Below are 10,661 nucleotides of genomic sequence, written 5' to 3'. Positions count from 1 at the left end.
TGTGTAGGATAGGTGGGAGACTGTGATCCAGCTTCGCTAGGAGTTGGTTAGTCAACGTTGAAATACCACCCTTTCTGTATTTGGTGTCTAACTCTACAATGTGGAGAACATTGTTTGGCGGGTAGTTTGACTGGGGTGGTCGCCTCCAAAAAGGTAACGGAGGCTTTCAAAGGTAAGCTCAGTACGCTTGGTAACCGTACGCGGAGTGCAATAGCATAAGCTTGCTTGACAGTGAGACAGACAAGTCGAGCTGGGTCGAAAGACGGATATAGTGATCCGGTGGTTCTGCATGGAAGGGCCATCGCTCAAAGGATAAAAGGTACGCTGGGGATAACAGGCTGATCTCCCCCAAGAGCTCATATCGACGGGGAGGTTTGGCACCTCGATGTCGGCTCGTCACATCCTGGGGCTGGAGAAGGTCCCAAGGGTTGAGCTGTTCGCTCATTAAAGTGGCACGCGAGCTGGGTTCAGAACGTCGCGAGACAGTTCGGTCCCTATCTGTTGTGGGCGCAGGAAGTTTGAGTGGGGCTGACCTTAGTACGAGAGGACCGGGTTGGACTAACCTCTGGTGAATCTGTTATGCCGCCAGGTGTACTGCAGAGTAGCTACGTTGGGAATAGATAAGCGCTGAAAGCATCTAAGTGCGAAACTAGCCACAAGATGAGACTTCCATTGAGGGTCGTAGGAGACTACTACGTTGATAGGTTACAGGTATAAAGGTGGTGACATCATAGCCGAGTAATACTAATTGCCCGAAGCTTTCTTCAAAGCAGAGATTAGAGGTTAGAGATTAAGAGATTAGTCGCTACCTCTAATCCGAGACAAACAGATAATGAACAACAAAGCTGTTGTTTTCTCTTAAATTCAATTCCTTCTTTCAATAATATGTCATTTATGAGGCTGAAAGGCCAAAGGATAAAGGCGAAAGGTAAGAAACCTTTAACCTTTTACCTTTAAGCTTTCACCTTAATAAAAAGAAATTCAGGTGCCTATATCGGCGGTGTCTACCTCTTCCCATTCCGAACAGAGAAGTCAAGCCCGCCAGAGCCGATGGTACTGCGGTAAAACGTGGGAGAGTAGGTCGGTGCCACCCTTTATCACTTTCAATAGTGCTACATCGCAAAAGCCTTAGCTAATTACTAAGGCTTTTTTGCGTTATTAGACTTTGGGGATTCTCCTATCCCAAGCCATGCCAACTGTAGCCAATCTCTGCTTTCCACTGACCCTCAAACCACGTTAGGGATAGGAGCGGATACCGGCCTGTGGCTAATGCCCGTGCAGTATGAGCGCATAGCCCGGCCACAGGCAACGCCCAAAGAAATCATTGTTGTATTTAACTTTACGTTGGCCCGCTTAGTTGCCGCGGGTTGGCTTTGTTCTTTTTCTTAACAAAATGAACAAAGTCCGATCGATAGCAAGATAACGAACACCATCACCAATAAACATTTCATTACCATATTATTTTGCTATTTTTAAAGTATATACCTAAACATATGCTTACAGCAGAACAAGCCGCGCTTTGGCAAAAGATCCTGGATTTTCAATTGGATGATCCTGAAGCTGCTTTCAAATTTTCCGAACGCCTGGCGCGCGAGAATGGGTGGGACTTAGTTTATACCCGTAGAGTGATTGCTGAATACAAACGTTTTATTTTTCTTTGTTGTATCTCCGAACATGGTGTAACACCTTCCGATGCTATTGATCAGGCCTGGCACCTGCATTTAACTTTTACCCGGTCATATTGGATAGATCTTTGCCGTGACACACTCGGAAGGGAGATCCATCATAATCCTACTAAAGGTGGAAATAGCGAAGCAGTAAAGTATGACACGTTTTATACTGATACCGGCCAATTATATTTTAACTGTTTTAACGAACCGTCGCCTGCTGATATCTGGCCTGGAAACGAAGTCCGCTTTAAAGAGATTAATTTTCAACGAGTGAACCTGGATAAATACTGGCTTATCCGTAAACCTCGACGAATTAAAGTATTGTTGTTGATGGGGATGTTGATCCTTGTTTCATGGATATGCATACAGGCCTCAGATAATGATATTTTTATATTAATTTTCCTGGTACTGTTTGTTGGTGTTACCATATTAAGTTATCATAGTGAAGGGCGCAATGATGATAAACGGGACCGTGACGGTAATGGTGGTGGGACTGGTTGTAGTACCGTCGGCTGCGGAGCTGATAGTAGTTTCGATTCGGGCCATCACGGACATTCTGGTCATGGGTGTCATAGCGGCGGGGGCAGTGGATGTGGAAGCGGTTGCTCAGGGTGCTCTGCTTCAGGATGTAGTGGTTGCAGCAGCCATTAAGTTAATCAGCTACCTAATGCCTCAAAAATCTCAGCCGAGAGCAGTCCACTCCCTCCGCCAAAATGCTGAACTATTTTAATGCTGGGTTTTTCGGCACAAAAATATTCATTCAATTTATATTCCGATATCTCATCAACACCACCACCTAATAGCACGAGTTTAAAATCCCGCGTACTGAATGCCGCAATGGCCTCCTCATCGCTGAGGCAGCCTGTTGCGTTCCAATTAGGATTATTGTTTACCAGCCGTACCACGGTAGCCAGTATTTCGGGGTGACGGCCAACTACCAGTATCTGCGTCTTTTCCATGATCTTAAAATTTCATTGGTACATCAATTAACAAAAACTCTGAATCTGTACCTGCTTCAACGGTAAATTTGTCGGTATCCCAAATACCCAAAGCATCGCGACTATTTAAAGTTTCGCCATTAATAATCACTTCGCCGCTTAACACAAACGTATAAACGCCGTTGCCCTCTTTCTTGATGCTGTATTCGGTGCTTACTCCTTTGTCAAACTTGCCTAAATGAAACCATGCGTCCTGATGGATCCACACACCTGCATCGTCGGGACTGGGGGATAATACCTGTTGCAGTTTGTTATGACGGTCTTCAAGATTTAATGAAATCTGATCGTAACGAGGTTCTACATTTCTTTTATTAGGGTAGATCCAGATCTGCAAAAATTTCACTTCGCTGGTACGGTCAAAATTATATTCGCTGTGAAAAATTCCGGTACCGGCACTCATCGCCTGGATATCTCCGTTTTTGATAACAGCTACATTGTTCATGCTGTCCTTATGCTCGAGGTCGCCTTCCAGCGGAATTGAAATGATCTCCATATTATCATGCGGGTGTTTGCCGAAACCCATACCCGGATCAACGGTATCATCGTTCAACACCCTCAACGCGCCAAAGTTCATCCGTTGAGGATTGTAATAACCAGCAAAACTAAATGATTGGTAGCTGTGTAACCATCCGTGGTCTGCATGTCCGCGGGTGTTGGCTTTATGTAAAATGGTCTGTGCCATGGTGTGTTTCCTTTAAATTGTAATACAAATTTAAAGGGACATTGGTTGGCGGCACTTGATGTAGGTTAAGAAAATTGGAGAGTAGTTGATTAGGTGGGTGGAGAGTAGTTGTTTATTGCGTATAAAACCACTCTCTAATCAACCCAATCAACCATTCATCTATCTTTTCCTCACCATTTCGCTTTTCATCCGGCTAAAAAACTCGGGGGTTACACCTATATAGGAGGCTATTTGTTTTTGTGGGAGATGATCTATCAGTGTAGGGTAGCGTTTGCAAAAATTATAATAACGGTCTTCGGCGGTAAGGCTCAGACTATCGATAAGACGCTGCTGACTGGCTACCAGTGAGTTTTCGGTCAGGATCCTGAAAAAGTGCTCAAACTTAGGTATCTGTATATATAATTTTTCCTGGTTGGCTTTTGATAGCAGCAGCACATCGGTATCTTCCAATGCTTCGATATTCTGGATACCGGTTTTTTGCGAAATTAGACTATACATATCGGCAATCCACCAGTCGGCAGGGGCAAAGTTTAACACATGTTCGATACCACTTTTATCTACGGTATAACCTCGCAAACAACCGGCCGTTACAAAAGCCGAATACTTGCATATCTCACCATAAGTAAGCAAAAACTGTTTTCGTTTTATTTTTTTAGGCTGTAAATAAGCCGTGAAAATTTCCTGTTCTTCGCGGGTTAAGTGGATGTGTTTTTCGAGATTGTTAAGTATCAGATCAAACGGCATATGCAAAAATGTGGTTTATTTAGCTTATTTATCGAAGAATGGACAATTAATCTATCCTGTTTTTTACAGGCGCAGGCATTTATTTAATAAATTTTAAATTAGCTTTATCAACCGCAGGTAAGCCATGCCAAAATATGCGCATGTTATGCTTATAAAGCGGTATGGATAGCAAAAAATTATCAATATGATTGTGAATGGCTTTTTTAACCAAGGCCTGAAGCATAAACAAATAAACCTGGAACGCATTACCAATTACTGCGTTAAATGATTTTAAAGATAAGTTTTATGGTGAAAAATTATTTTTTAACGATCTGCCTGTGTGTTATTGTTGCTTCGTTTGTTGATGCGCAGCAAAAATTTAACGGTCTTGATGTTGGGCTCGGCAACCTTTATCGTACATCTGATGCCAAAACAAGATCTATCAGCCCGGAAAATTTTACGGGCGAGAAAGGTAAAGGTGGCATGGCCACAAACGGCACCGGCGCCAACGCTTCGCGCGATCTGGGCCAGACCTGGAAAGTAAGCCCGAGCGTTGTTATTAAAAAGCATACAACTTTTACCGTTGCCGAAATTAACGGATCGGGCGCTATTCAGCATATCTGGATGACCCCTACCGGTAACTGGCGCTATTCCATAATCCGTTTTTATTGGGATGATGAAACCACCCCTTCGGTAGAAGTGCCCGTGGGCGACTTTTTTTGCATGGGTTGGGGCAAATATGCTCCGGTATCTTCGCTGGCTGTGGCAGTAAACCCGGGTAGCGCTTTTAACTGCTACTGGCCAATGCCGTTCCGTAAAAAATGCCGCATCACTATGGAAAATATCGACGACGCCGATATGGTGCTGTACTACCAGGTTGATTATACGTTGACAGATGTACCCGAAGATGCGGGCTATTTTCACGCGCAGTTTCGCAGGGTAAATCCGTTGCCATACAAAAAGGATTTTGTTTTGGTGGATAGTATTAAAGGCAAAGGACAATATGTTGGTACTTACATAGCTTATGGCTCAAACAAAAATGGCTGGTGGGGCGAAGGGGAGATCAAATTTTTTATGGATGGCGATACCAAGTTTCCTACTATAAATGGAACAGGGACAGAAGATTATTTTTGCGGATCGTATGATTTTGATACCCGCCATAAAGATGCCAACGGGAAAGAAAAACCGGGAACGGAGTACACCGAATTTTGCAGCCCCTACAGCGGCTTGCCGCAGGTAATCCGCGGCGATGGGCACTATGAAATTGCACAGCGTTTTGGCATGTACCGCTGGCATATCGTTGATCCAATCCGCTTTGAAAAAAGCCTGAAGGTTACCATACAGGCCTTGGGTTGGCGGCACGATGGCCGGTACATGCCCCTGCAGGATGATATCGCTTCAACCGTGTTCTGGTATCAAACCGGCGAACATGGCCCTTTCCCTAAATTTCCCTCAAAAGACGAACTGGAAGTAAACTAATGAAACTATATAAACTTGCCAAGGGCAGCCTATTGCAACATAACGGCTCATCATATATTATTGATGATGAATGGGATAAACTGATCAATCGTGATGGTTTGGCAGCCTATCTTGAATCGGTAACTACAGATACCACGGCTTTAAGTCCTGAAGTAGAAGACGAACATTTAACCGGCAACATATTGCCACCTATAGGTACCCAGGAAGTATGGGCCGCCGGGGTGACTTATTTACGTAGCCGTGATGCCCGCATGGAGGAATCAGAAACCGGCGCGAGTTTGTATGATAAGGTTTATGACGCACCCCGGCCTGAGCTTTTTTTCAAAGCCCTTGCTCACCGGGTATCCGGGCATAACGGTGAGGTTTACATCCGCAAAGATTCGGAGTGGGATGTGCCAGAGCCTGAACTTACACTATTTGTGAATAGCGATGGTAATATCCAGGGATATACCATTGGCAATGATATGAGCTCGCGGAGTATTGAGGGAGAAAATGCGTTGTACCTTCCGCAGGCTAAAGTTTATGAAAAAAGTGCCGCACTTGGGCCTTGCTTATATGTAACTTCCGAGCCAATTCCTGGCGATACCGTGATTAGCATGAACATTAAGCGTAAAAAAGAGCTGGTTTTTGAAGATGAAACTACGGTATCACGTATTAAACGCTCCTTTACAGAACTTACCGGTTATTTATACAGCGAATGTGATTTTCCTTACGGATGCTTTTTAATGACGGGCACCTGCCTGGTGCCGCCGCCAAGTTTTACTTTGCAAGCCGGCGACGTTGTGGAGATCAGTATTGACCATATCGGCACAATGGTGAATGTGATTGGCTTAAATCATAAACATAAATAAGCGGTATGGTGCAGCTTTTAAAAAAGTCATCATTAGTTTTGCTGTTTGCCGCTTCGGTGTCGTGTACCATGCGCAACCCTCAACTACCCATGAAAGGAACTTTTGGATCTGATCTTGATTTTTTAAAAGCAAAGGATAGTGTTATCGTTTTAAAAGATGGCAGCGGTTTAGGGCAGGTGATCGTATCGCCCAAATATCAGGCAAAGGTTTTTACATCTACCGCTGATGGTTTAAATGGTAAAAGTTTCGGATGGATCAAGTATGAAACATTCGATTTGAAACAGCCAGACCCGCATATGAATGCCTTTGGCGGTGAAGATCGCCTGTGGCTTGGGCCGGAAGGCGGGCAATTCTCGCTTTTCTTTAAGCCGGGCACCAAAATGGAGTTTGCCAATTGGCATACGCCGGCTGCTGTTGATAATGAAAGTTGGGAACTCATTTCAGCTTCGGATAAAAAGGTATCGATGAGCAAAAGCACCCATCTGCAAAATTATGCCGGCACCGAATTATCCATAAAGCTGGAGCGTGATGTGGAGATCATGGAGCCAAAAGCAATTCAGCAAGTATTAAGTATTGATGCGGATACAGCTGTAAAAACAGTTGGTTTTAATACTGTAAATTCCCTCATTAATGTAGGAGATAAAGCTTGGGATAAAGCTACAGGCGCACCTTGTTTGTGGAATTTAGATATGTTTACCCCGTCGCCAAAAGTGGTGATTGTAGTTCCCTATAATGAAAATGCGAAAGGGAAAGTAGCCACTACCAATTATTTCGGCGAGATTCCGAAGGATAGGATCACTTATAAAAACGGCATTCTGCTGTTTAAGGCCGATGGCAAAAGTCGCGGTAAACTGGGCATCCCGCCAAACCGGGCAAAAAATATGGCTGGCAGTTACGATGCCGAGAACGATGTTTTAACCATAACCATGTTTGATGTGGATAGTACAGCATCCTACCTAAACCAGGAATGGAAAACAGATACCGCGCCTTACAGCGGCGACGCGGTGAATGCTTATAACGATGGCCCACTGGCCGATGGTAAGCAAATGGGGCCTTTTTATGAGATAGAAAGCGTATCACCCGCCGCGTTCCTGAAGCCGGGCGAAAAGCTTACACATAAACATAGTGTATTCCATTTCACCGGTAATAAAGCCGCATTAAACAAAATAGCATTAAAAACACTGGGGATTTCACTGGATGATATTTCAGCAGCATTTAAATAACAGATCAATATATAACAACCATAAACACTAATGTCAAAAAACAACGCCCTGTTCGCAGTAGCATTAATTACTTCCCTGTTCTTTATCTGGGGATTCGCGCTCAATCTTAATCCAATCTTAATTCCACACTTAAAAAAAGCCTGTCAGCTTAATGACCTGCAATCCTCACTGATCGATTCGGCATCCTATATTGCCTATTTTATATTACCCATTCCGGCCGCGCAGTTCATGAAAAAATATGGCTACAAGGGTGGGATCATCTTAGGTTTGATACTTTTTTCAACAGGAGCATTCCTGTTTTTCCCTGCTGCTGCGGTACGCAACTACGCGTTCTTTTTAGCAGCGTTATTCATTGTGTTTTCGGGAGCGGCCTTTTTGGAAACGGCAGCTAATCCTTATATAACGGTGTTAGGTGATCCGGCTGGTGCTGAAAGAAGGATCAACTTTTCACAATCATTTAACGGATTGGCTGCTACCTTGGCTCCGCTTGTTGGTGGCAATTATATTTTATCGGGCAAAGTGTTAACAGATGCGGAATCAAGCAAAATGTCGCCCGAGCAGCTGAATGAATATCTTAATCATGAAGCATCGTCTGTACAAATTCCTTTTGTGGTAATTGGCGCAGTGGTGCTTGTAGTTGCATTCTTAATTTATCGCACGCACTTCCCGCCAATTGTTGAAGAAACCAGTGAAGAGGCAGTTAACGACAACCGTTCGCTTGGTGTAAGGATAAGCGAGCTGCTGCACGTGAAAAGTTTAAGGGCCGGTATCTTTGCTGAGTTTTTATATGTAGGGGCACAGGCTGGCATAAGCAGTTTTTTTATCCGCTATTCAGAAAAAGTAGCCGGATTTGCCGAAAAACCAGCTTCTTTTTATCTCACTATCGCTTCTGCAGGTTTCATGGCAGGCAGGTTTATTGGTACATTGCTCATGCGTTATTTTAACCCGGTTAAACTGCTCATCACTTATGCGATTATTAACATTTTCCTGATAGCTATGGCTGTAACGCTAAAAGGCGAAGTCGCAGTTTACGCATTAATGTGTACCTGGTTCTTTATGTCGATCATGTTCCCAACTATTTTCTCGTTAAGTATCCGTGGACTGGGCGCTAAAACCAAACTTGGTTCATCATTGGTGATCATGGGGATTGTGGGTGGTGCTATATTCCCGGTAATCATGGGTAGGGTATCTGATGCCACTCATAGCATCCAATGGGCTTATGTTGTGCCCGGTATTTGCTTTTTTGGCATCCTGATCTTTGCTATCAACAACCATAAAGTTAAAAAGCTAACCTTATCAGGTTCGCATTAATATTTGATCTATCTATTATAAAAAAATGAATTTACAACTTACAGATAAGGTAATTATAGTTACCGGCGGCGCCAAGGGCATAGGCGAAGGCATAGTGAAAGTGTTAGCTGCCGAGGGTGCTATCCCGGTTATAATAGGCCGCGGTGAGGCTGATAACCTGAAAACGGTTGAAGCTGTAGAAACAGCGGGGCATAAGGCATACCAGGTAGTAGCCGAACTTACTGACCCCAAAGCATGCGAAAACGCAGTGAATGAAGTTGTCGCTAAATTTGGCCGTATTGACGGATTGGTAAACAATGCCGGGGTAAATGATGGAGTTGGCCTGGAAAGCGGCGACTATGAAGGATTTATGGCATCGTTACATAAAAACGTGGTGCATTACTACCTGATGGCGCATCATGCCTTGCCCGAGTTAAAAAAGTCAAAAGGGGCTATCCTCAATATTACTTCAAAAACTGCCGACACCGGGCAGGGCAATACTTCAGGTTATGCCGCGTCAAATGGCGGCCGTAACGCGCTTACCCGCGAGTGGGCTGTAGAACTGTTAAAATATGGCATCCGTGTAAACGCACTTGTAGTAGCCGAATGCTGGACACCGCTTTACGCTAACTGGATCAAGACCCTGCCCGATCCACAGGCAAAACTGAAAGAAATTGAATCGAAAATTCCGTTAGGTAACCGTATGACTACGGCCGAAGAAATTGCCAATACTGTTGCGTTTTTATTGTCGCCGGTATCAAGCCATACCACCGGACAATTAATTTATGTTGATGGCGGTTATGTGCATCTGGACAGGGCGCTGGCTAACGCGTAAAGGTATACAAGAAAAAAGCGCCCGTGAAGACACTGGCGCTTGGATATGATCTGAGAAGGCTTGCCTTTAGAAGACTTACGAAGTTTCAAAAACTTCGTAAGTCTGGTTTTCGCACTAACGTTCTCCTCCTACAACGAAAATCCTTTTAAATACTGCTTTGCATAAGTTTCGCCCCAATCTTTCATGGCGTTTTGCAGTACAGTAAGGAAGCTTTTGTTATTACCTGCTTTCCCTTTTTTAGGTGCTGAGAGGGATTTTTCATCTACCGGTTGTTCGGTGACCTTGGTGGCAAACCAGGTTATGTTTTCATGGGGCAATGCAACTCCTAATATCATACCCGGCAAACCATTAAATGATTCGGGGCCACCGGAAACAGGGATCTCATCGGTATAAAAAGCTACTACATAGATAGAATCAAGTATGAGGCCGTTTGCTCTGCGGCAGTTATAACCGGCAATCTCCCTGCTTTCGCCGGTTAGTTTCCATTTAATGTGCCTTGTGGTATCCTTTACCAGGAAGGTTTCTTCAAATATCTTCTTTTGGCTGGTGCTTAAACCCGTATTATAATCGGTGTAAATGGTATTATTCTGTACAGCCATCGGCAGTTCGTCGCCAAAATTGTTGGGGGTGTATTCCGGTTCAATAGGAGTAAACAAGGTTTGATTATTGCCAAATTTTAATGAGCTTTTCAAAACCTTAAACTGTGGCTTATTTTTCTTGTACTGATCATACATCGGCTGGTACCAGCTTTCATTATCCTTGTTGATCAGTTTTTGCAGCATGGCCCACATATTTGATGTTTTGTTATACTCAATGGTACCGTGAAAAGTAAAATGCTTATTGCCCTGCGCAAGCAAAAGGTTCGCACTTAATAGCAATATGGTTGTTAAGGTTAAAATCTTTTTCATGA

At 43.9% G+C, this 10,661-nt stretch carries 10 protein-coding genes and 2 rRNA genes; 8 read left to right on the top strand and 4 right to left on the bottom strand.

What is annotated here, in order from left to right:
• The 3 genes from FHW88_RS29835 to FHW88_RS29825 form a co-directional block, all read left to right on the top strand.
• Positions 1–768 (top strand): 23S ribosomal RNA (locus FHW88_RS29835); the annotation flags it as partial.
• Between the two features lie 213 nt (positions 769–981).
• Positions 982–1,093: ribosomal RNA gene (gene rrf, locus FHW88_RS29830) — 5S ribosomal RNA — on the top strand.
• A gap of 400 nt (positions 1,094–1,493) precedes the next feature.
• Positions 1,494–2,321 (top strand): glycine-rich domain-containing protein, encoded by an 828-nt coding sequence (locus FHW88_RS29825; RefSeq protein ID WP_176629116.1) that lies wholly within the window; start codon positions 1,494–1,496, stop codon positions 2,319–2,321.
• A gap of 5 nt (positions 2,322–2,326) precedes the next feature.
• Here the strand turns inward: FHW88_RS29825 and FHW88_RS29820 are convergent, their stop codons facing one another.
• From FHW88_RS29820 to FHW88_RS29810, 3 genes are all read right to left on the bottom strand, one after another.
• The gene (locus FHW88_RS29820) at positions 2,327–2,629 is read right to left on the bottom strand and encodes a hypothetical protein (protein WP_176629115.1); all 303 of its coding nucleotides are present in this window, start codon (positions 2,627–2,629) and stop codon (positions 2,327–2,329) included.
• A gap of 4 nt (positions 2,630–2,633) precedes the next feature.
• A complete protein-coding gene (locus tag FHW88_RS29815; RefSeq protein WP_090534984.1) occupies positions 2,634–3,350 on the bottom strand; it encodes a pirin family protein in 717 nt (238 codons plus the stop codon).
• Between the two features lie 159 nt (positions 3,351–3,509).
• The gene (locus FHW88_RS29810; protein ID WP_176629114.1) at positions 3,510–4,094 is read right to left on the bottom strand and encodes a Crp/Fnr family transcriptional regulator; all 585 of its coding nucleotides are present in this window, start codon (positions 4,092–4,094) and stop codon (positions 3,510–3,512) included.
• A 285-nt stretch (positions 4,095–4,379) separates the two neighbouring features.
• On the opposite strand from FHW88_RS29810, the gene FHW88_RS29805 reads away from it, so the two are divergent.
• The 5 genes from FHW88_RS29805 to FHW88_RS29785 are packed head-to-tail and all read left to right on the top strand — an operon-like array spanning position 4,380 to position 9,751.
• Positions 4,380–5,552 (top strand): glycoside hydrolase family 172 protein, encoded by a 1,173-nt coding sequence (locus FHW88_RS29805; RefSeq protein WP_255485493.1) that lies wholly within the window; start codon positions 4,380–4,382, stop codon positions 5,550–5,552.
• Positions 5,552–6,403 carry a fumarylacetoacetate hydrolase family protein gene (locus FHW88_RS29800; RefSeq protein WP_176629112.1) on the top strand — a complete coding sequence of 284 codons (852 nt, stop codon included), beginning with the start codon at positions 5,552–5,554 and terminating at the stop codon, positions 6,401–6,403. The genes FHW88_RS29805 and FHW88_RS29800 overlap by 1 nt, the downstream gene beginning before the upstream one ends.
• 5 nt (positions 6,404–6,408) lie before the next feature.
• Positions 6,409–7,626, top strand: a complete 1,218-nt coding sequence (locus FHW88_RS29795) for a DUF6786 family protein (RefSeq protein WP_176629111.1) — start codon at positions 6,409–6,411, stop codon at positions 7,624–7,626.
• A gap of 30 nt (positions 7,627–7,656) precedes the next feature.
• Positions 7,657–8,937 carry an L-fucose:H+ symporter permease gene (gene fucP / locus FHW88_RS29790; protein WP_090534993.1) on the top strand — a complete coding sequence of 427 codons (1,281 nt, stop codon included), beginning with the start codon at positions 7,657–7,659 and terminating at the stop codon, positions 8,935–8,937.
• Between the two features lie 25 nt (positions 8,938–8,962).
• On the top strand, positions 8,963–9,751 hold the full coding sequence (locus tag FHW88_RS29785) for an SDR family oxidoreductase (RefSeq protein ID WP_176629110.1): 789 nt from the start codon (positions 8,963–8,965) through the stop codon (positions 9,749–9,751).
• Between the two features lie 128 nt (positions 9,752–9,879).
• Here the strand turns inward: FHW88_RS29785 and FHW88_RS29780 are convergent, their stop codons facing one another.
• Entirely contained in the window at positions 9,880–10,659 is a 780-nt protein-coding gene (locus FHW88_RS29780) for a GLPGLI family protein (protein WP_176629109.1), read from the bottom strand.
• Between the last annotated feature and the right edge of the window lie 2 nt (positions 10,660–10,661).

The sequence above is a fragment of the Mucilaginibacter sp. SG538B genome (genome assembly GCF_013376065.1).
GTDB lineage: Bacteria > Bacteroidota > Bacteroidia > Sphingobacteriales > Sphingobacteriaceae > Mucilaginibacter > Mucilaginibacter rubeus.
This window is presented reverse-complemented; position numbering and strand designations above follow the sequence as displayed.

Coding starts and splice junctions, on each gene's coding strand:
- FHW88_RS29825 (WP_176629116.1), top strand. CDS start 1,494: ATGCTTACAGCAGAACAAGCCGCGCTTTGGCAAAAGATCCTGGATTTT.
- FHW88_RS29820 (WP_176629115.1), bottom strand. CDS start 2,629: ATGGAAAAGACGCAGATACTGGTAGTTGGCCGTCACCCCGAAATACTG.
- FHW88_RS29815 (WP_090534984.1), bottom strand. CDS start 3,350: ATGGCACAGACCATTTTACATAAAGCCAACACCCGCGGACATGCAGAC.
- FHW88_RS29810 (WP_176629114.1), bottom strand. CDS start 4,094: ATGCCGTTTGATCTGATACTTAACAATCTCGAAAAACACATCCACTTA.
- FHW88_RS29805 (WP_255485493.1), top strand. CDS start 4,380: ATGGTGAAAAATTATTTTTTAACGATCTGCCTGTGTGTTATTGTTGCT.
- FHW88_RS29800 (WP_176629112.1), top strand. CDS start 5,552: ATGAAACTATATAAACTTGCCAAGGGCAGCCTATTGCAACATAACGGC.
- FHW88_RS29795 (WP_176629111.1), top strand. CDS start 6,409: ATGGTGCAGCTTTTAAAAAAGTCATCATTAGTTTTGCTGTTTGCCGCT.
- fucP (WP_090534993.1), top strand. CDS start 7,657: ATGTCAAAAAACAACGCCCTGTTCGCAGTAGCATTAATTACTTCCCTG.
- FHW88_RS29785 (WP_176629110.1), top strand. CDS start 8,963: ATGAATTTACAACTTACAGATAAGGTAATTATAGTTACCGGCGGCGCC.
- FHW88_RS29780 (WP_176629109.1), bottom strand. CDS start 10,659: ATGAAAAAGATTTTAACCTTAACAACCATATTGCTATTAAGTGCGAAC.